Here is a 20,172-nt window from a genome sequence, read left to right as displayed (position 1 = left end):
GGCTATAAGTTCAGCAACAGGTGGGCCAGTCCGAAATACACGCCGTAACCAATCAGATCATTCGCAGTTGTGATAAATGGGCCCGAAGCGACAGCCGGGTTAATCCCGATTTTTTCCAGCAAAATAGGTGTGATCGTTCCCATGAATGATGCGAGAAATACGACGGACATTAAAGCCGTCGAAACCACCATTGCAAGCTGAATATCATTGCCGATCAGCAGATTGAATCCGAAAACAATGGCGCTGATGATGAGCCCGTTGATAAATGCTACTGCGAACATCCGGATCAGACGCTGACCTACGGTCGTGTCCAAACCCGTTTTATCGGCCAGACTTTGCAGGATAATGGAAGAAGTTTGAATGCCCACGTTCCCGCCGGTTGAACCAATAATAGGAATGAATGCAGCCATAGCGGGTATGATTTTCAAATCTCCCTCGAAAAAGCTGATGAATTTGGCGGCGAGAATTCCACCCATCATACCTACCAGCAGCCAGGGCAGGCGAGCTTTGGTTTGCTGCCAGATCGTATCATCCTCCTCCACATCGCCCGTGATACCCGCCATCGCAAGTGTATCCGAACTGGCCAGATCCGTGATCACGTCAATCACGTCATCAATGGTAATGCGGCCCAGGAGTTTGCCCTGCACATTTACAACAGGCAATGCATCGAGGTCATAGCGCTGCATAAGCTCTGCTACTTCGACGGCCGGACGATAGGTTTCTACAAAAATCACATCCTTATCATACAGACTTTCAATGCGCGTATTTTTATGTGCCAGAACGATCTTTTTCAGCGACAGTATCCCGTGCAGCTTGCCGAAATCATCCACTACATATACGGCGTACACTTTTCCAACATCTTCTGCCTGCTTCCTGAGTTCTTCGATGCATTCGTTAACGGTCCAGTTTACGTTGGCTTTCACCAGCTCTTTTTGCATCAAACCACCGGCAACATCTTCATCATAATGCAGCAGGTCAAGGATAAAACGCGCTTGTTCTCTGTCTTCGAGCAATGCAATTACCTCCTCCCGCACGCGGATCGGCTGTTCGTTCAGCAAATCCACAGCGTCGTCGGAATCAAACAAATTGACAAAACGTGATATTTCCTCCGAGGTAAATGCTTTCAGGAATTCCCGCCTTTCACTCGGGTCCATATCCGCGAGAATGGCGGCGCCTGTTTCCCGGTTAAGCTGGCTGATCAGGTATTTGGCACTTTCCGTTTCCAGCTCATATAGCAAGCTCGTAATATCTGCGGCAAATACATTCTCCATCTCCGACCGGATAGCCGCAGCGTCTTCTTTTGCAATTAATTCCTGTATATGGTCAACGTAGAGTTGGGTCAGCTCGAAAGTCATTTTTGAACAGCTTTTGGCGATTGGCTTTTAGCTACCAGTTGTTAGCTTTTAGCTTACAATTTGTGTTTATCGGACAGCCCCATTATGCGGGGAGGTTTTCTGCCAACCTGGTGAGCTCGACAAAATCATGGACGCTGAGTTGTTCCGCTCTTTTGTCCAGTAAAGGATGTTCCGGAAAGATCCCGATCGGCTTCAATGCATTACGCAGCGTCTTCCGTCTTTGGTTAAAGCCCGTTTTAACAACGGTGAAAAACTTCTTCTCGTCACAATCCAGCTTTTGAACACTGTTCCGCCTCAATCTGATGACGCCGGATTGCACTTTTGGCGGAGGGTCAAACGCGCCGGGAGGAACGGATACGAGGTAATCGATATCGTAAAAAGCTTGTAAAAGCACGCTCAAAATGCCATAATCCTTGTTTCCGGGAGGTGAAGCAATGCGCATTGCCACTTCCTTTTGCAGCATGCAGACAATCTCGGGAATATGGTCCCGGATTTCCAATGCGCGGAAAAAGATCTGTGAAGAGATATTATAAGGGAAGTTTCCGATGATCGCGAAAGGCTCATTGAAATAGCTGACGGTATCAAACCTTAAAAAGTCACCGCCGATGATCCTTGCTGCAAGTTCAGGGTAGTGCTTTTCCAGGTAGGTTACTGATTCCCTGTCAATCTCGATAACGGAAGTAGTGAAATCAGTTTTCGGCAAGAGAAACTGGGTAAGTACGCCCATGCCCGGCCCGATCTCGAGAACCTGCTTATAGCTGCCGTGACCCGACAGTCCGTCGACAATGCGTTGCGCAATATTTAAGTCTTTCAGAAAGTGCTGGCCAAGGTGCTTTTTAGCTCTGACTCTCCCGTCATTTGGTTTTTTATAATTCGTTTTCACGAACCAAAATTACGTCTTAATTCGTAGATTTATCGAATAAAGAATTGGAAGGAACCTTAAAAGTGCGTTGATACGGAACCATGGAAATGATATTGTCGCAGGCCGACTGGCATACTATACACGCTACACTTCAGCATTTAAATCTGATCGGAATTACCTTTTCTCCTGACTTTATCATCAGGAATATAAGCGCTCATGCATTGATGAAAACGGGCTGGCAGGAGTCTGACCTGCTGGGCCAGAGCATCTTCGACCGGCTGATCCCGAAAGAGGAGGAATATGAAGTGCGGCAGATGCTTGAAGAAGGTATCCAGGGAAAACGAAAGCTTGAACAACGGGAGATCCCGTTTCTTGCACAAAATGGCGCAGTTCGTACTTTTTCTATTAATTCCGTACTGATCCACCGGGAAGGTGAAGAGATTGAATGCATTACCCTTGTTGGTGACGATATTACAAGGCGCCGCCGGATGGAATCTTCAATCTCCAAATCGAATTCACAGTTGCAGGATCTGGTGGACAATACCAGCGACCTGATCCAGCTGGTTGCGATTGACGGAAAATTCATTTTCGTTAATAAAGCCTGGCGCGAAGTACTGGGCTACGGACTGGATGAAATCGCCTCCATGCGAATGGAAGATATTCTGCACCCGCAGCACAAGGAGCAGGCGCTGGAGCAATTGAAGAAGATTGAGCAAGGTAACCCGAACTCGAATTTCGAGGCGGTTTTTTTAAGCCGGGAAGGGAAAAAAGTATTTGTTTCCGGGAGTGTCAATTGTCGCTATGACAATGGGAAACCTACTGCATTCCGGTGTATCCTCAATGATTTTACTGAGAAAATCAGGGCTGAAAAGGCGCAAAACCTGTATTACAGCATTGCAAACTGGACTGTCACAACCCAGAATCTCGACGATTTTTACCATTGTATCCACGAAGAGCTTGGTAAAATCATTGACGTAAAAAACTTCTTCATTGCACTGTACGATCAGAGCAAAAGCTTCATTTACTTTCCATATTACGTCGATCAGTACTTTCAGGGAAATGTGCGTTTTACGAAGCGGAAGCTGGGAAATGGCGTCACTGAATATGCGATCGCGTCGAACAAACCTCTGTTCTTGTCTGACGGCGACATTGAAAAACTCGCTAAAACCAACAGCTTATATCTCTATGGGGTAACCCCGAAGCAGCTTTTGTGTGTTCCGCTGCGGATAGGCGACCGGGTTACCGGTATCATCGGGGTGAAATCCTATGATGATCCCAATATGTTCGATGCGCGCGACCTTGAACTGCTTGAATTTATCTCCGGCCAGGTGGCGCTTGCCATTGCGAGAAAGCAGAGCGAGGAAGAGCTGAGCAAATATGTAGCCCGCCTGAATGCGATATTCGACAGCAGCTCGCATTTGATCTGGTCGGTGAACAAATCGCTGCAACTGACATCCTTTAACAGAAATTACGCAGACCTGATCCAGAACCAGCTGGGTGTGCGTCCGTCTTTGCAATCGAGTCCTGAGAAGTTCGGGTGGAGAATGGTTGGCAACAGCAATCGCCGCACACTCGAATCTAAGTACAGGCAGGCTTTGCGCGGGGAGGCCCAGTACTTCGAGTTCAAAATAGAGCGAAAGGACGGGAGCAACATGTGGCTTGAATTTTACCTCAATCCGATCCATTATGCCGATGGCGTCATTGAAGAAGTATCCGGTATTGCCCGTGATATTACCCGCCGGAAAGAGGCAGAATTGTCGCTAAGGCACAGTGAGGAGCTTTTCAGGGGTATTTTCGAGAATCTGCAGGACATTTATTGCCGGATTGACCGTCGCGGAGAAATCACGATGATCAGCCAGTCGGTCATGAAAAGGCTGGGGTACCTGCCTGAGGAAGTGATCGGGCACAAGGTAGTTGAATTCTTCCCTGACAAAAAGCGGATCCATTCTGCATTGATCAGGCTGAGGAAAACAAAGAGCCTGCGGAATTTCGAGATCACACTTTACCGGAAAGACGGAACAGAGCGGCAGTTTATGATCAACATGCTCATGTTCTCCAACGAAAAAGGAAAGCCTACCGAAGTGGCGGTACTCGCCCGTGACATTACCGAGCTGAAACGTAATGAGCTGGAACTGCTCAAAGCCAAGGAGCATGCCGAGCGGTCGCTGAAAGTGAAAGAAGGGTTTTTGGCCAATATGAGCCACGAAATTCGTACGCCGATGAATGGTGTGATCGGGATGATAGACCTGCTCGGTGAGACGCCGCTGAATGTAGAGCAGAAAGATTACGTGCTCACGATTAAACGCTCGTCGGAAACGCTGCTCAACATTTTGAATGACATTCTCGACCTTTCCAAGATAGAGGCAGGCAAAATGGAGCTTCACCAGAGTCCGATCTCTGTGGAAGAACTGCTCCTGAAGCTGGTCTCGCTTTTTGGACAAACTGCGAAGAGCAAGAACAATACACTGACTTACCGCATTGCTCCGGAGCTGCCGAAGTTTATCGTAGCAGACCAGACCAGATTGTTGCAGATCCTGTCAAACCTGACTTCGAATGCATTAAAATTCACCGAAAATGGCGCGGTAAATGTCATTCTTACATTGGTGAAAAAGGATGGACTGCGGCATAAGATCAAAGTGGAAGTGCAGGATTCGGGGATCGGGATCAGTGGTACGGACAAGCAGATTTTATTTACCTCATTTACGCAGCTCGATAACTCTTCCCGCAAATCTTTTGGTGGTACCGGCCTGGGGCTCGCCATTTCCAAGCAGCTGTGTGAGCTGATGAACGGGGATATTGGCGTAGAGTCTACATTGGGCGAGGGGAGTACTTTCTGGTTTACATTTGAAACAATGGAAACCACGGGTGCATTGGTAAGTAACCTCACTCCAGTAGAAGAAACGCATATTGAAAATGTCTTTTCAACATACCACCCGAGCATTTTGCTGGTAGATGATAATGCGGTGAACAGGAAAGTCGCGTTTGAAATACTTAAAAAATCGGGCTGTGAAGTGGACTTGGCGGAGAGCGGTTTCAAAGCGATCGAAATTGTGGAGAGCCGGGTGGAAAAGCAGATCCAGCTATATGATATCATTTTCATGGATATCCAGATGCCGGATATGGATGGTGTGCAAACCTCCCAGGAGTTACGGAAAAAGGTAAAGGGGCTGCCGCCCATAGTGGCGATGACAGCTTATTCCATGAAGGAAGACCGCGACCGGTTTATCAGTCAGGGAATGGACGATTACATTGCCAAGCCCATCCGCGCCCAGACTTTGATCCAGAAGGTGAAGGAGCTCATAGGCAGTAAAACGGTTCAGCAAGCGTCCGCCATCACTGCGCCCGCACCAGCGGAGCCCGAGCTGCCGGTACTTGATAAAGAGATTATCGATCAGCTGAATGGAATAGGCGGTGCTGATCTGGTTTGGTCCGTGTTTGAGGATTTTGTTACCGAATCCAACGAGCTTGTAGACGGTGCATTGATCGCCTATGAAGCTGGCGATATACCAACTGTAAAAAGCAATTTACATACATTGAAAGGGAGTGGCGGCACGGTGGGCGTGGCTCAGGTGGCCGAGATCGCGAGAGATGCGGAATGGAGACTGAAATCTGATGATACCAGTACTTTGGCGGAAGCATTGCCACAGCTGAAAGCAGCCTACGACGTATTTCTCAGCAAATATGAAGGTTTATTAAAAGAGTGGTTGAAATAAATGCGCATTTCCATCGAGCGAAACGGTGGTTTGATCTATAAATTTGCGCAGATCTGTCGATTGTAAAGGTTTCCCGGTAAATGCAGTTAAACTTTCAGGAGAAGTCTGGCTCTAACCTCCGAGAAACCTTTATAGAAACCATGAACAGATTCAGCTACCTCATCCTCCTTGCCCTGGGTTTATTGACTACCTCATTTTCGCAGGCGCAAAATGCCCAGATCAAAGGCACCGTCATTGATAGCGTGAGCCGCTCAGCGGTGGTGGGCGCTTATGTGGCCGTGAGCCGCAATGTGCCCGACGCCAAGCCGGAGTATGTTACTACCGATGTAAACGGACAGTTTGCATTTACGGGTCTTGCCAAAGAAAATACCTATCTGGTCAAGGTAACTTATCTCAGCTATAAAGATTTTTCCAAAACCATTACGCTCTCCACTGATGTTCAGGATCTTGGAATGATCCAGCTTACCGAGGCAGTCGCCAACCTGAAAGAGGTAAAGGTGGTTGGCCAGGTGACCGCAATGGAGCAAAAGGGAGATACTACGCAGTTTAATGCAGCCGCATTCAAAACCAATCCTGATGCTACTACCGAAGATCTGATACAGAAGATGCCCGGCATTACGGTCGCCAATGGAACAGTAACAGCGCACGGTGAAACCGTGAACCGTGTATTGGTTGATGGAAAACCCTTTTTCGGAGACGATGCTGCGTTGACACTGAAATCCCTTCCGGCAGAAATTGTTGATAAAATCGAGGTTTTTGATAAGCTGAGCGACCAGGCGCAGTTCACGGGCTTTGACGATGGAAATGCACAGAAGACGATCAATATCGTGACCAAAGCGGACCGCAAAATGGGACAATTCGGGAAACTTTTCGGTGGCTACGGACTGGATAACCGGTATCAGGCCGGCGGCAATGTGAGTTTTTTCAAAGGCGACCAACGCATTTCTGTCATCGGGCTGAGCAATAATATCAATATGCAGAATTTTGCGAGCCAGGATCTTTTGGGTGTAACCGGAGGTGGTGGCGGTGGCGGAAGAGGCGGCGGGGGATCATCGGGTAACTTCCTGGTCGGTAACCAGAGCGGGATCACGGGCACTAACTCTTTCGGACTTAATTATTCAAACAAAATTGGTAAGAAAGTCGATGTTTCAGGAAGCTATTTTTTCAACCGGACCAGCAATGTGAACGATCAGACTACCTCGCAGCAATACCTGCTTGCCGAGTCGGACAGTAACCAGATTTATAATGAGGCGAGCCGGACTTCCAGTACCAATGCAAATCACCGCCTTAACATGCGCGTGGAATACAATATCAACCCAAAAAACTCGCTGATCCTTACACCTCGTCTCAGTTTTCAGGATAACAGCTCCGGGAGTATGCGGACTGGACTTACTACGGTAGCAGGCAGCCCGGTGAACAGCCAGGACAACAGCCAGACCAACAAAAACGCGGGCTATAATTTTTCCAATGACCTGCTGTTCCGTCACAGCTTTGACAAGAAAGGCCGGACTGTGAGCGTGAATGTAAATACGCAGCTGAATGACCGCAATGGAACGCGGTACCTTTATTCACGCAATTTATATTATGATGGTTTCATGCTGCCCGACATAGCAGTACGCGGCGACACGATCGATCAGGTGAGCTACACCAATTCTGACGGGCTTACATTGGGTGGTAACGTGATTTATACGGAGCCAATCAGCAAGAATGCGCAATTGCAGATGAATTATGGGCTGACTGTCAGCAACAGCAATTCCAGTCGCGAGACTTATAATATGAGTTTTGATGAAAACACCTACACGGACCTGGACACGCTGCTTACCAATAATTTTGATAACAGATATACTACCAACCGCGCCGGGCTGGGCTATCGCTATCGTAAAAACAGCTGGTCGGCGAACTTTGGACTCGATTTTCAGAATACCGGATTGTACAGCCAGCAACTCGCGCCAACCAACAACAAGGTAGATCAGTCTTTCACGAATTTTCTGCCCAATTTTATGCTGAGCTACCGGTCAAAATCAGGTACGCAGTTCCGGACTTTTTTCCGCAGCTCCACAAGTCAGCCTTCGATTTCCCAACTGCAAAATGTGGTAGATAACAGCAACCCACTGTCACTTACTGCGGGTAATCCGAACCTGAAACAAGAGTACCGTAATACGTTCAACATCCGCTATTCACTGGCCGGTGCTGAGCGACCTTACAGCCTGAATGCAATGGTGTTTCTGACACAAACCAACAATGCGATCGTGAACTCAACGATTATCGCACAGGAACCGACCACATTGCCCAGCGGCGTTGTGCTCGAACGCGGCGCAAGACTTACCTCTCCAATCAATGTGGATGGTAGCTGGAATGCGCGTACTTTCCTGGCATACGGAAAACCGGTAGCGCCTTTGAAACTGAATGTGAACCTGACAACCGGCTTTAACTACGTAAGATCGCCGGGTATGATCAATAATGTACCTAACTTCTCAAATACCTACGCGATTTCACAAGGTCTGGTACTGAGCAGTAATGTAAGTGAGAAGCTGGATTTCACCGCTTCGTACTCAGGCAACTACAATGTGGTCAGAAATACGATCCAGCCTAACCTGAACAATAACTACTATACGCAGAGCATTACCGGTCGCGTCAACTGGATTTTTGGAAAAGGTTTTGTGATCCAAAGTGATCTCAGCAGTCAGTCTTACCGCGGCCTGGGTGCAGGGTTCAACCAGAACTTTACATTATGGAATGCGAGTGTTGGCAAGAAATTCCTGAAAAACAATGCAGGCGAGCTGAAACTGACTGTGTTTGATATTTTAAACCAAAACAACAGCATCAGCCGTACTACTACTGAAACTTACATTCAGGACGTGAGCAACAGAGTTTTGACACAGTACGCGATGCTTACATTCACCTACACATTGAAGAATTTCGGCAAAGCCCCGGCAAGCAATAACTCACGCAGACGGGATTTTGACAGCGAAGGAGGCGGCTTCCGAAGAGGCGAAGGCAGAGGCCCAGGTGGGTTTTGATAGATCAGTAATTCTTGTCACCATAAAAAAAAATCCCGGCTCAGATCAATGGGCCGGGATTCCTGTATTTATAGGCTTCTATTTTTTGCTTGGAAAAGGAATAATCAGCTTTTCACCGCGTTCTGAGAAGTCCTTTGATTTGCCATTCGCTTTCATGATCGCTTCTTTGCTTACGCCGTATTTGTTGGCGACTACACGCAAAACGTCACCAGGACCTACCGTGTGAACCGCCTTAACCTGTACTTTTAGCTTGGTTACACCTGATTTAACATCAGATACATCGCTGTTCAGTCCCTGCAATGTTTCGGTTTTCAGGTTATATCTCGACGCGATACTTGAAAAAGTTTCTCCGCCCTGCACGGAATGCGTGATTGTTTCTCCACCAATTGAACCTGCGGAAATAGCTGGTTTTGGCTTTTCTGGTTCCGCTGTGACCGGTGCGGGTTCTGTCCTGGTTTTAGAGTTGCTACCTGATTCTTCAACTGACCCGGTTTCGGCAAGAGGCTCGTCGGTAATCGGCTCAGCTGCTGATTCTTCCAATGTTGAATCAACTACCACGGACGTGAGCTCCTCAGAATTGGAAGAGCTATCAGAGATATATTCATAGCCGACATAAAGCATGGCTAATACCAAAAGCACCAATACCAGCAGCGTAACGATGGGTAAATTTGACTTTTCGGTAGGACGGATATTTCTTTTTTTAGCGAATTCGTCTTCCATAACTTAGCCGTAAATCAGGTTTTTAGTGGAGTTAATATTTCACGAAAATAATAAACGCGTACTAGTTTGCAAGTTGCTTTCTTAATTCCTCGTTCATGGCCGAAACTTTGTCTTTCAGGCTTTCTTTGAATGCGTCGAGGCGTTTTCCGGTTGCTTCGTCGCTCGCGCCGATGATCTGCGCGGCGAGTATCCCGGCATTTCTGGCACCATCCAATGCAACTGTTGCAACAGGTACTCCGGCTGGCATTTGCAGAATTGACAGTACCGAATCCCAGCCGTCGATAGAGTTGCTTGATAATACAGGTACCCCGATTACCGGCAGGGAAGTGAGCGAAGCGACCATTCCAGGCAAGTGGGCGGCGCCGCCTGCTCCGGCTATAATCACCTTTAAACCGCGTGATCTGGCAGTGGAAGCATATTCCAGCATGCGCTCGGGAGTGCGGTGCGCGGATACAATTTCCATTTCAAACGGAATACCCAACTCAGTCAGCGCGTCTGCTGCAAGCTGCATTACTTTTCCGTCCGAGAGGCTTCCCATTATAATACCTACCATTTCAATTATTGCGTTGATTTTGTACTGATAACCCTGATATTGTTCTTAACAAATTCTACTTTCTCTCTCAAAGCGGTAAGATCGCTGTCCATAATGGTGATATGTCCCATTTTACGGAAAGGTTTGGTAATGTTTTTCCAGTATAAAAATGGGAAAACCTCATCTTTCGCCAGGAGTTTCTCCATTCCCTCGTAAACCGCCGGACCTTCAAACCCGTCTTCCCCAAGCAAATTCACCATCGCCGACGGACCATAAGCCTGTGTGCTGCCCAGCGGCAAGCCCAGGATTGCACGCCAGTGCTGCTCATATTGGGAAGTCGCATTGGCGCGGATCGTGTGGTGCCCGCTGTTGTGCGGCCGGGGCGCTACTTCATTGATCAGTACCTCGCCTTCTTTTGTGAGGAAAAGTTCTACCGCCAGCAGACCTACTATCTGAAAAGCTTCCGCAGTTTTCTTCGCAATCTCCTGTGCTTTGTTATTGATCTCTTCCGGGATTTCTGCTGGCGCAAAAAGGTACTCAACCAGATTGAGCTCCGGATGAAAAACCATTTCGACAGTCGGGAATGTAGCTGTTTCTCCCTGCGCATTGCGCGCTACCAGCACCGCCAGCTCTTTTTCAAAATCGACTGCTTTTTCGAGCAGGCCGGGTTTGTCAAATGCTTTGGATAGATCCTGTTCGGAAGTGAGCCGCTGCACGCCGCGCCCGTCATAACCGTCTTTGCCCAGCTTGTGAAAAGCAGGCAGGAACGATATGTAGTTATGTACGTCCTGTTGATTTTCGGTTAAAATGAATTCGGCTGTGGGCAGGTTATGGTCGAGGTAAAACTGCTTTTGAACGCGTTTATCCTGTATCTGGCGGATTACGGAAGGTTGCGGGTAAACTTTCTTGCCTTCCTTTTCAAGAGCCTCCAGTGCCTCGACATTTACCTTTTCGATTTCAATCGTGATAATGTCAAGGTTTTTGCCAAACTCATAAACTGTATTGTAGTCCTGTAAAGATCCTTGCTGAAAGTGAGGGGCAATTTTGCGGCAGGGCGCTTCTGCATCCGGATCCAGCACGTGGATATCCAGGTTCCAGTCCACGGCAGCTTGCAAAAGCATTAAACCCAACTGGCCGCCTCCAAGAATTCCAATTCGGTATGAAAGCATTTACGAATCAAATTTGATGGTCGCAAAATTGGCTTAAAAACCGCTAACATAAAACTGAATTGGCATCTTTTGACGAAAATTTGACAAATTTTCGGAAGGTGACTTACTCATTTCAGAAGCCTGATCAATGCGATTTCGACGAAGAGAAAGAACAGCGCGGCATATAAAAAGTACTTCCAGAGATAGGTACCCATATTTTGCTGCTGAAAAGCAGTTGAAAATGCTTCGTCATCTATTTTGTCAAAAACCTGGACATTCTTTTGTCCGGCAAACAGCGTCCTCAGTTCCGAAGGCGAGTAGTATTGCAGTTTTGATTCTGCATTGTTGTGGTTGAGCGCGATGAGTTGCTCCGGTTTGTCATCTCGTACCAGTTCGTAATATCCCGCCGCAAGCCCCTCGCCCAACTGGTCGCCCTGCGGTATGCTGATCAGAAGCTGGTTGCCGCTCACGCGCTGCACAGGAATAATCTCGGTCTTGTTTTTGCGAAGTTTGTACACTGCATTGGGTTGGACACCGGCGATGCTCAGGTCGATCGGGTCTTCGTCAAACTTGAAAGATGTGCGTTGCGCGCGCACGCTGGAAGCTGCAATCTTGTACATTACTGGCACAAAAATCGCGTGCTGGGCTACTTTTCCGTATTCGGGATTGAATGGCGCTGCGAAGAGGTACAGTCTGCCAAGACCTGCCGTAACCTGATTCAGATAAACCTGTCCATTACGTAATGCAAGCAATTGCTGACCCGAGCTCGACCAGCTGAGAACAGGCGCAGCAGTAGGCAGGTTCAGGTTAATCTCCTGCCGCACTGATTCTTCAAATACATCACTGAAAAAAGGGTTATTTCTGTCGGGGGCAGCCAGGTCTATCGGGCTGGGAGGCGTATTTGCATTGACGTTCAGTCCGCGCACGCCCAGGCCATTTAGGAAAGCAGTATAACTTTCTGCCTTCGGGTTGGCCGGGGGAACCAATGCAACACTCCCGCCTTTTCTTACAAAATCCTGCAATTCCTGCGGCAATGTACCCGAAACCTGATTTAACCCCTCCAAAACTACCAGATCTGCATTCTTGATCAGCCCGGGATCGACATTCTGTACGCTATAACTCTGGAGTGTAAACAGGCTGTCGTTGTCGTATACATTCTCAACATAATTCCCGCTTGATTTTTGACCATATATATGTAAAACACGGATCAAAGGGGAGGAGTTGAGCACGAAATAGTAGTCGTTGTCGAACGTAACCGGAAAATCGTCAAAGGTAATCTGTCCTTTTTTGTAGCCTTTTCCCTTCAGGTTAAAATTGAATTTGGCGGTCGCGCTTCCGTTCGCGGGTACATTTACAGAGGCTGTTGAAGCCTGGGTATTGTCCAGACTGAGCTTTAACACCACATTCTTGGCCTCTTCAGTGCCTGAGTTACTTACTTTCACAAAGAGGATATTGTTTTGCAGCTCGCGGATAAATGGTGTATTCAGCCAAGTGGAATCGACGAAGATGTTCTTCTCGGCTGCTGCCTGTACCGGGACCAGAAAAACCTGGTTGGTTGTGTCGGTTTTTAATGCGCTCAGGTTCCCGGAGGTGCTTTTCTGAAAATCTGAAAACCAGAAAAGCAGGTTTCTGCCCGCTTGCTGGTGGCGTGAGATGAGGTTTTCCTGTCTGCGGTAAACCTGGTCTAATGTTCTCGGTGTGTTGGAAAGATTAATTGTCGTAAGCCGGTCGCGCAGCTTTTCTGCCGGATAAAGCCCCTGTTCCTGCGCCGAGAAATCGTTGGTAACAAGTTGAAGTGAAGTGGAATTTTTAAATAATCCCAGTAAATCACTCAGCCGCTGCGTGGCAATGTCCAGATAACGCTTATTGTTGAGCTCGCTTTCCATGCTGTACGAATTGTCGAGGTACAGGCTGGTAACACCCTGCCGGTTGACTGAGAGCTTGTTTTCTGCGGGAATAAATGGTTGTGCGAATGCAAATGCGAGACAGCTGATCGCCAGAATCCTTGCTGCAAGTACGAGCCAGTGTTTGATCTGTCTTACCGAGCGTGTTTTGGTTTCAACTGCTTTAAGAAAAGCCACATTGGTGAAGAATACTCTCTTGGTGCGGCGAAAATTAAAAATATGAATGGCAATCGGAACAGAAACGGCCAGTAAACCCCATAAAAATGATGGAAACAGAAAACTCATTGGATCGAAGCGAAATGGCTGATTTACTTGTTCAACGCAGTTAAGAAAGACAAATTACACTAAAATCTCATAACTGGTTTTTATTTCAGGGCCTTTCTGATATGTCGCCCGGTTTTTCCTAACTTTGCACTTCATTTTCGAAAACTTATTCTCCTTTATTCTGTCGAAAATCGGAATTTGTTAATTTAAACTGAGTTATGGCCAAAGTTTCGGTGAACAAACACCAACCCGTTTATCAAATGCCCACGAACCCGGCTGCGGTTCGTACCAAGAAATACGCATTACCTACTAAAACATACATTATCCTGGCTATGCGTTACTTTTTTAAGACGCAGCTCAAATGGGGCTTGATCCCCCTGGCCCTGATCCTGATCAATGCAGTACTTAACCTGACAGGCGTTTACCCCAACCTGTGGATCTATATTACGGTGTTTGTGGGTGTGATACTTTATATTTTGTTCTGGCTTATCCAGTTTACAGGAATTACCCAGCTGGCCCAATACAAGCCGATGTTCGAGAAGTTTCAGTACGAGATTGACAATCGTCAGATCCTGATGAAACTGAACCAGAAAGAAGGCAGTATCATGAAATGGGAGCAGATTATGGATGCCTACAAAGACAAGGAAGCTTATGTACTTGTCATTTCAAAGGGACAATTCCTCCACCTTCCATTCAATATCTTTACCTCTGAGCACGATATCAAAGTATTTGAGCGCATTATGAAGCAAAAGAACTTCTTGAAAGCTTAAAAACTACATTGTTGATACCAGCCTGATTCTACAAGAGTCAGGCTTTTTTATGCCGCCACTTTCAGCTTGTGTACTATGGAACAGCCGCATGTCATATTTACAAGGTTCAAAGAGTCAGACCGCGCCGAGCTCGCTGCATTATACGAGCAGGTGATGCGTGAGACTTTTTACTGGTTTGACGAAGCCCGTTTAAATGAGGTAAGTTTTGATGACGATACTGAAAACGAGTTCATCGTAGTTGCCAGGGTAGGGGAAAAGCTGGCGGGATTTGCGTCTGTGTGGCTGCCAGACAATTTCATTCACCACTTATACATTGACGGTGCATTCCAGGGAATGGGGATCGGGAAGGGGTTACTGGCGAATGTAGTTAAAAGGTTGCAAGGGAATGCAAGCCTTAAATGCCTGGTACTGAATACCCGTGCAGTTCAATTTTACAAAAATAATGGCTGGAAGACAATCTCAACAGGAGATTCTGACGACGGAGAATACATCCTCTTTGCTTACAATTCTCAACTTACTTCAGACTAGTTTCCTCATGCTCCTTGGCAAATTTCTTCTCGCCTGCTGGTATTGCAACAGAAAGATGGTTTGCAGCGGGTGGAATGGGGCAGTTGTAACCTGAGCTATAAGCACAGTAGGGATTGTAAGCTTTATTGAAATCAAGTACGTAAGTATTGTTCTTGATATCTGTTGTTTTAAGGTCAATATAGCGGCCGCCTCCGTAGGATTCCGTTCCATTGGTTTTGTCTTTGAACGGAATGAATAGGTAATCCTTATACTTAGCGACTGCCTGCAGGCTCAGGCTGCGGTACACATTCAATTTCTGTTTCTTTCCATTCACGCGAAATTTCAGCACACCATAACGAACGTAAGTCTTTTGGGTACCGCTGTAAGTAGGCATTTCAAAGGATTTCCCGCCCCTGGATTTTTCAAAGCGCGCTTCAACACTGTAAGTAGAATCCGGATCGTAGAATTGAAGAAAGCGCAGATCGTCCTTTTTCAGCGGGGAGTTAGAGGTATGAAGGAATTCCTTCTTGTAAGTGTCCCGGAATTTATTGGTCTGTTCCGAAAAACCTTGTGCGCTGCATGCTGCAGTTGCTACGACCAGAAACAGGAGTGTGTTAAAAACGGCTTTCATTTGGAAAAAAGTAAATCCGGTAAATCGCTTACCGGATTTGAGTGAATGATGTTCTGTAATATATAATTAAAAAACCATTCCAGAATTATTTCACTGATACTTTACGGATTTTAGATTCGTCGATGTTGAATGCTTTTACAACCGCATTGTAATCGTTGTAATCCAATGTACCGCTGGTTCTGGCGGCAAAGCCTGATGGAATTACAATAATCCTGAATTCCTGGTTTCTGGTATAAACTGGTTCTAGCGTACCCCTATTAGCCGTTCCGTCCAGGAAAATCCTGAAATCGTTGACTGTACGATCAAAGTTGTAGGATAAAATTCCATTTGGCAGGTAAACTGTCAGCGGCAGAAGTCTGTAAGCATCTACATCCTGATTGTTGGAGTTCACTGTTTCCCAGTTGCTGTAAATCAGAACTGCATCGCTGTCAAACACTTTCAACTTTGCCTGATCCCAACTCATAGAATATTCATAATCGTTGTCGGCAGTAAAATTTACTCCAACGAGATCTATGGTTTCCCCGATAAGTTCATTGCCGATTGGTCCTTGTGGTCCCTCCGGACCGCGGCATCCCTGGAATAATGCGACGAATACGAGTAGCAGTGGAATGAGTTTCTTGTTCATGATTGCGCTAATTTAAAATTGAAGATTGTTTGTAAATATGCATTTAGATTGCCGTGCAATTATAAAGTTTAATTCCTGGCTCATCGTTAACTTTCATTAACTAAATTGCCCTGGAAACCAAGTACAGGCACTTTCTGGAACTGTTGGAAGATTGCTTTTATTGCAAAAGGGTAATAATATAATAATTTGCGTAGATGTAGGAAGCACATTACTTTACGCTTTGAAGCTGCATTATTTTAATCAATCCATACATACAAAACCAAGACCAAAAATGATAAACCGTAAAGCAACAGCCGTTTGGAAAGGTACCGGTAAAGAAGGAACCGGCACAATCAGCACGCAGAGCACAGTGTTGGAAAACACGCAATATTCATTCAATACAAGATTTGCAGAAGGAAAAGGTACTAACCCTGAGGAGCTTATCGCAGCTGCGCACGCGGGTTGTTTCGCAATGAAGCTCAGCTTCGAACTGAATGCAGCCGGCTTTACAGCTGATGAGCTGGACGCCACAGCTACTGTAAGCCTGGATCCTTCGAAAGGACAGGTAGTAAAAAGTGCGATTGAACTGAAAGCCAAAGTGCCCGATGTATCTGCCGAGCAGTTTGCAGAAATCGCTGACAAAGCGAAAAAAGAATGTCCTATTTCGCAGCTGCTCAATGCAGAAATTACTTTGAACGCGGAATTGATTTAACTGCATTCAGATAAATAAGTCGCTTGCGATCCTGTCTGCAAACAATTTGCCGGATTCGGTCAGCAGCAAGGTTTCGGATTCCTCGCGGATCCACCCGTTTTTCTTCATGGTCAGCAATTCACTTTTGTTGCCCGTGAAGAATTTCCCTTCTGACAGCGTTTGAAGCTTGTCCACATTCACGCCCCATTTCGTCCGCAAGCCAGTCAGAACATATTCGTTCGTCTGATCCTCCGCAGTTAGCTGCTCGAAAGTGGCCGGGATTACACCAGCGGTAATTGCCTCCACATATTTTGCATTGTTCGAGATATTGAATTCCCTGCTAACTCCATTGTAGGAATGCGCACTGGGACCGACGCCCAGGTAGGGATGCTGCTTCCAGTAGGAACTATTGTGCTGACTATAATGCCCGTTTCTCGCAAAATTGGAAATCTCGTATTGCTCATAGCCATTTTCAGCCAAAGTTTTGATCAGTATCTCAAACTGCCTGGCCGCAAATTCCTCGTCTATCGGCTGGATTTTCTTTCTTTTGAGCCAATTCCCAAATACAGTCTGCGGCTCTATCGTAAGGCAGTAAGCCGAGATATGGGATACATTCAGGGCAAATGCTTTTTGCAGATCATCTTTCAAGATCTGGTCGTCGGCAGCCGGGATTGCGTAGATCAGGTCGATTGAAATATTGTGGATACCGGCTTCCTGCGCCAGCTTCACGCACTGCATTGCATCCACCGAGGAATGTACACGATTCAGAAACCGCAGGTGGTTTTCATCAAAGGATTGTATTCCAATGCTCAGTCGGTTGATCCCTGCCTGATAAAAATCTTCGAGTTTTAGTCGGTCAAGATCGTCGGGATTGGCTTCCAGCGTGATTTCAGCATTTTCGGCAATACTGAAATGTTTGCTGGCGGTATTCAGCAGGATGTCCAGCTCTTCCCTGCTCAGCACAGAGGGTGTGCCGCCGCCAAAATAAATGGTGTCGATTTGCTCTGTGCCAAGGTAAGATCTGCGTATTTCAATCTCTTTCGCGATAGCTTCCACCATCTGCCGCTTGCCGGACGTATTGGTACTGAAATGGAAGTCGCAATAGTGACAAGCCTGTTTACAAAAAGGAATATGAATGTATAAATGCATTACCTCGCGTTTTTCTGCCACTCCCAGCCGATTTTCAAGCCTGCCCAAAGGTTATCTTTTGGTGCGCTGTTGAAATACCGGTTTCCAAACGCATTCAAATCATAACCCATGCTGTAAATGCCCGCATTGACCTTCTCTGCTGATGCGGAAAGTTCACTGTATAAATGTCTGCCCCAGCTGCGCTTCCAGCTTACGCGGGCAATCCACTGGTTGTAAGATGTATTTTTTACGGTGTTGGCATCATTGAGATACATGGCGTCAGCACTCTGGTAAGTCAGGAATGCAGAAATTCCGTATTTAAGCAAAATGTCCAGTCCCGAAGTTTGTGTAAAACGCGGGATACCGGGCAGGAACTTGCCGCTCAGGTCTGTTTCAGCCTGCTGGAAATTTTCAAAAGTATACCTGGTCCATGTTCCGTTATTCCATAATCTGAGTGAAACCGGCAGCTCTGGATTCGAAAGCAGATCGTATGAAACCGTCCATTCCAATCCATTCTGGCGCGTTTTGCCCGCATTGATAAAGTACTCAGATCCTGCTTCGTTTGTTCTTCTTACAATACTTTCCTTCAAGGCAAAGTGGTACAGGCTCACTTCTCCGGTAATGCGTTTGCCCGTTCTCCGCAAGCCTACTTCTGTGTTAACCCCGCGTTCTGCATTCAAATCGCGGCGGAATCCTCCGGCCGATGGTCGCACTTCCTGTAAGGTAGGTGGTGAAAATCCGCCGCTGTAAGAAGCCGTAACAGACCAGTTGCCTGCTATTACTTTGTTCGCTGCAAAGCGGGGTATGAAAATACCATCAAAATTCCGCTGTTCCTTTGCATATGGAAGTTCGAAAAAACGCTCGTATTTGTATTTGAATGTGTTATAACTCACTCCTGCACTAAGTGTCAGATCGGTGAGTAGCACAGCTTCCAGCTGACTGAAAACAGAAAGGTTCGTAGTCCTGATATCCTCCACAGTTTGCTGCTCTCCTGGAACGCCGCCCAGATTATCATAATTACGCTGCGCCGATTTTCCGTATTGCCACTCAAAGCCGCTGGTCCATTTGGTTTTTACATTGCCAAATTCAGCCTGGTTTTGCCAGATGTTACGACCGCCGATTCCATTTTCGTCGCGCTTTTCATAATTGGAAATAAAGGGATTGGCAAAATCGGTATAGGTGAGATACAATGCATTGGATTGTGTCCAGTTATCGGAGAGTTGCAGGGTATAGTTTCCGCCTAACATCGCCAGCTTGGTATAAATGGCTGCCCGCTGCGCCTCGCTGCCCGGGACTGCGGCTGTTGACGGTCTCGCTTGCTTAGGATCAGCCCGGTACTGTGCCAGGTTGATACCGCCCGGTGTCTGATAATATAGGTCGGAGTACATACCCAGCAGCGATAAGGTACCTTTTTCTCCTACTTTGGACGAAGAAGTAAACCGGATCGCGTCGCGTGACATGGCGCTGTGGTTACGGTAACCATCCTGCTCGCTATGTCCGTACTGAATGGAAATGTCGCCAATCTGTATCAGGGAGTTCCGGCTCTGAAAACCGTATTTTCCAAAACTTACACTTTGTTCAACCCGGTTTTGAAATGCATTGTTCGGGTAGCTTTGCAGCAGCACAACTCCTCCTGTTCCCGCACCATAAATGCTGCTACCCGGTCCCTTAATAATTTCCATTCCCTGAATTGCATCATAATCCACGGAATTGAGCGGGGTATTTCCGCTGGCATCAGTGAACGGGATCCCGTTCCAGTAAAACTTCACATTCCTTACACCAAAAGGCGACCGCATTAAACTGCCCCGCACTGAAAACCGGTAACTGCCTGGGGAACGCTCTTCCATTCTTACCCCTGGCACAGTACTCACTGCATTGACCCAGGTCGTCGGGGAAAATCTTCCAAGTGTGCGTGCATTCAGTACTGCTACGGTCGCTGTTGTGGTGAGCGGATTTGTTTTTGATTCAAATGCATTCACTGTGACTTCCTGCAGCTGGCGGGCGGACAGCGAATCGGTTTGAGCGAAGGCTGCCGGGCAGGTTGATCCAAGAAATAATGTAAGGGCTAGTGGGTAAAGTTGACGCATGATGCTGTGATTATACCAGTAAAGTACAAAACCAGATATATAAAGATACCAGGCTTGTTTATTTACCAACAAACCCATTCCAATTGCGCGAAGTTCAGCCAAAACGGGTAAGTAAGGCATTGAGAACAAACTTCCACAAAAAAGAACTGAAAAGAGCACTATACGTTTGTGGTAAGGTTTTTGTAATAACACCTTCGAATGACAACATTCGCACACAAGTCTTACCAAAAAAACGA

15 protein-coding genes are annotated in these 20,172 nt (G+C 46.8%); 5 read left to right on the top strand and 10 right to left on the bottom strand.

Translation table 11 applies throughout. From position 1 onward, the window contains the following. Positions 1 to 2: 2 nt before the first annotated feature. On the bottom strand, positions 3 to 1,355 hold the full coding sequence (gene mgtE / locus AC1XTG_RS10920; RefSeq protein WP_484842015.1) for a magnesium transporter: 1,353 nt from the start codon (positions 1,353 to 1,355) through the stop codon (positions 3 to 5). Positions 1,356 to 1,437: 82 nt separating this feature from the next. Further along, a complete protein-coding gene (rsmA, locus tag AC1XTG_RS10915) occupies positions 1,438 to 2,238 on the bottom strand; it encodes a 16S rRNA (adenine(1518)-N(6)/adenine(1519)-N(6))-dimethyltransferase RsmA (protein ID WP_056282855.1) in 801 nt (266 codons plus the stop codon). An 80-nt stretch (positions 2,239 to 2,318) separates the two neighbouring features. Here rsmA and AC1XTG_RS10910 point away from each other — a divergent pair, with 80 nt between their 5' ends. Then, a complete protein-coding gene (locus AC1XTG_RS10910; protein ID WP_484842014.1) occupies positions 2,319 to 5,930 on the top strand; it encodes a PAS domain S-box protein in 3,612 nt (1,203 codons plus the stop codon). Between the two features lie 140 nt (positions 5,931 to 6,070). Beyond that, positions 6,071 to 8,950: a TonB-dependent receptor domain-containing protein gene (locus AC1XTG_RS10905; protein WP_484842013.1), complete on the top strand. Its 2,880-nt coding sequence runs from the start codon at positions 6,071 to 6,073 to the stop codon at positions 8,948 to 8,950. Positions 8,951 to 9,028: 78 nt separating this feature from the next. Here the strand turns inward: AC1XTG_RS10905 and AC1XTG_RS10900 are convergent, their stop codons facing one another. The 4 genes from AC1XTG_RS10900 to AC1XTG_RS10885 form a co-directional block, all read right to left on the bottom strand. Next, the gene (locus AC1XTG_RS10900; protein WP_484842012.1) at positions 9,029 to 9,670 is read right to left on the bottom strand and encodes a LysM peptidoglycan-binding domain-containing protein; all 642 of its coding nucleotides are present in this window, start codon (positions 9,668 to 9,670) and stop codon (positions 9,029 to 9,031) included. Positions 9,671 to 9,731: 61 nt separating this feature from the next. Next, positions 9,732 to 10,223: a 5-(carboxyamino)imidazole ribonucleotide mutase gene (gene purE / locus AC1XTG_RS10895; protein ID WP_056282865.1), complete on the bottom strand. Its 492-nt coding sequence runs from the start codon at positions 10,221 to 10,223 to the stop codon at positions 9,732 to 9,734. A gap of 5 nt (positions 10,224 to 10,228) precedes the next feature. Next, positions 10,229 to 11,371 carry a 5-(carboxyamino)imidazole ribonucleotide synthase gene (locus AC1XTG_RS10890; RefSeq protein ID WP_484842011.1) on the bottom strand — a complete coding sequence of 381 codons (1,143 nt, stop codon included), beginning with the start codon at positions 11,369 to 11,371 and terminating at the stop codon, positions 10,229 to 10,231. Between the two features lie 107 nt (positions 11,372 to 11,478). Next, on the bottom strand, positions 11,479 to 13,539 hold the full coding sequence (locus tag AC1XTG_RS10885) for a BatA domain-containing protein (RefSeq protein WP_484842010.1): 2,061 nt from the start codon (positions 13,537 to 13,539) through the stop codon (positions 11,479 to 11,481). Positions 13,540 to 13,736: 197 nt separating this feature from the next. Here AC1XTG_RS10885 and AC1XTG_RS10880 point away from each other — a divergent pair, with 197 nt between their 5' ends. Then, positions 13,737 to 14,288 carry a YcxB family protein gene (locus tag AC1XTG_RS10880; protein WP_031527592.1) on the top strand — a complete coding sequence of 184 codons (552 nt, stop codon included), beginning with the start codon at positions 13,737 to 13,739 and terminating at the stop codon, positions 14,286 to 14,288. A 75-nt stretch (positions 14,289 to 14,363) separates the two neighbouring features. Beyond that, positions 14,364 to 14,816: a GNAT family N-acetyltransferase gene (locus AC1XTG_RS10875; RefSeq protein ID WP_484842009.1), complete on the top strand. Its 453-nt coding sequence runs from the start codon at positions 14,364 to 14,366 to the stop codon at positions 14,814 to 14,816. On the opposite strand, the gene AC1XTG_RS10870 is transcribed toward AC1XTG_RS10875, so the two are convergent. Then, positions 14,803 to 15,426, bottom strand: coding sequence for a DUF1684 domain-containing protein (locus AC1XTG_RS10870; RefSeq protein WP_056282872.1), 624 nt, complete (start codon positions 15,424 to 15,426; stop codon positions 14,803 to 14,805). The two genes, AC1XTG_RS10875 and AC1XTG_RS10870, sit on opposite strands and share 14 nt — an antisense overlap. A gap of 85 nt (positions 15,427 to 15,511) precedes the next feature. Beyond that, entirely contained in the window at positions 15,512 to 16,051 is a 540-nt protein-coding gene (locus AC1XTG_RS10865) for a hypothetical protein (RefSeq protein WP_484842008.1), read from the bottom strand. Between the two features lie 271 nt (positions 16,052 to 16,322). Here AC1XTG_RS10865 and AC1XTG_RS10860 point away from each other — a divergent pair, with 271 nt between their 5' ends. Further along, a complete protein-coding gene (locus tag AC1XTG_RS10860) occupies positions 16,323 to 16,742 on the top strand; it encodes an OsmC family protein (RefSeq protein WP_484842007.1) in 420 nt (139 codons plus the stop codon). 6 nt (positions 16,743 to 16,748) lie between these two features. Here the strand turns inward: AC1XTG_RS10860 and hemW are convergent, their stop codons facing one another. Then, positions 16,749 to 17,870, bottom strand: coding sequence for a radical SAM family heme chaperone HemW (gene hemW / locus AC1XTG_RS10855; RefSeq protein ID WP_484842320.1), 1,122 nt, complete (start codon positions 17,868 to 17,870; stop codon positions 16,749 to 16,751). After that, positions 17,870 to 19,936, bottom strand: coding sequence for a TonB-dependent receptor (locus tag AC1XTG_RS10850; RefSeq protein ID WP_056283541.1), 2,067 nt, complete (start codon positions 19,934 to 19,936; stop codon positions 17,870 to 17,872). Before AC1XTG_RS10850 ends, hemW begins: the two co-directional genes overlap by 1 nt. Between the last annotated feature and the right edge of the window lie 236 nt (positions 19,937 to 20,172).

This window comes from Dyadobacter sp. HNCC25DJ183, assembly GCF_056895175.1.
This window is presented reverse-complemented; position numbering and strand designations above follow the sequence as displayed.

Excerpts from the sequence above, each read along its gene's own strand:
- AC1XTG_RS10865 (WP_484842008.1), bottom strand. The coding sequence starts at position 16,051 with ATGAACAAGAAACTCATTCCACTGCTACTCGTATTCGTCGCATTATTC.
- AC1XTG_RS10910 (WP_484842014.1), top strand. The coding sequence starts at position 2,319 with ATGGAAATGATATTGTCGCAGGCCGACTGGCATACTATACACGCTACA.
- AC1XTG_RS10875 (WP_484842009.1), top strand. The coding sequence starts at position 14,364 with ATGGAACAGCCGCATGTCATATTTACAAGGTTCAAAGAGTCAGACCGC.
- AC1XTG_RS10900 (WP_484842012.1), bottom strand. The coding sequence starts at position 9,670 with ATGGAAGACGAATTCGCTAAAAAAAGAAATATCCGTCCTACCGAAAAG.
- AC1XTG_RS10890 (WP_484842011.1), bottom strand. The coding sequence starts at position 11,371 with ATGCTTTCATACCGAATTGGAATTCTTGGAGGCGGCCAGTTGGGTTTA.
- AC1XTG_RS10850 (WP_056283541.1), bottom strand. The coding sequence starts at position 19,936 with ATGCGTCAACTTTACCCACTAGCCCTTACATTATTTCTTGGATCAACC.
- AC1XTG_RS10870 (WP_056282872.1), bottom strand. The coding sequence starts at position 15,426 with ATGAAAGCCGTTTTTAACACACTCCTGTTTCTGGTCGTAGCAACTGCA.
- hemW (WP_484842320.1), bottom strand. The coding sequence starts at position 17,870 with ATGCATTTATACATTCATATTCCTTTTTGTAAACAGGCTTGTCACTAT.
- AC1XTG_RS10885 (WP_484842010.1), bottom strand. The coding sequence starts at position 13,539 with ATGAGTTTTCTGTTTCCATCATTTTTATGGGGTTTACTGGCCGTTTCT.
- AC1XTG_RS10905 (WP_484842013.1), top strand. The coding sequence starts at position 6,071 with ATGAACAGATTCAGCTACCTCATCCTCCTTGCCCTGGGTTTATTGACT.
- AC1XTG_RS10880 (WP_031527592.1), top strand. The coding sequence starts at position 13,737 with ATGGCCAAAGTTTCGGTGAACAAACACCAACCCGTTTATCAAATGCCC.
- purE (WP_056282865.1), bottom strand. The coding sequence starts at position 10,223 with ATGGTAGGTATTATAATGGGAAGCCTCTCGGACGGAAAAGTAATGCAG.
- AC1XTG_RS10860 (WP_484842007.1), top strand. The coding sequence starts at position 16,323 with ATGATAAACCGTAAAGCAACAGCCGTTTGGAAAGGTACCGGTAAAGAA.
- mgtE (WP_484842015.1), bottom strand. The coding sequence starts at position 1,355 with ATGACTTTCGAGCTGACCCAACTCTACGTTGACCATATACAGGAATTA.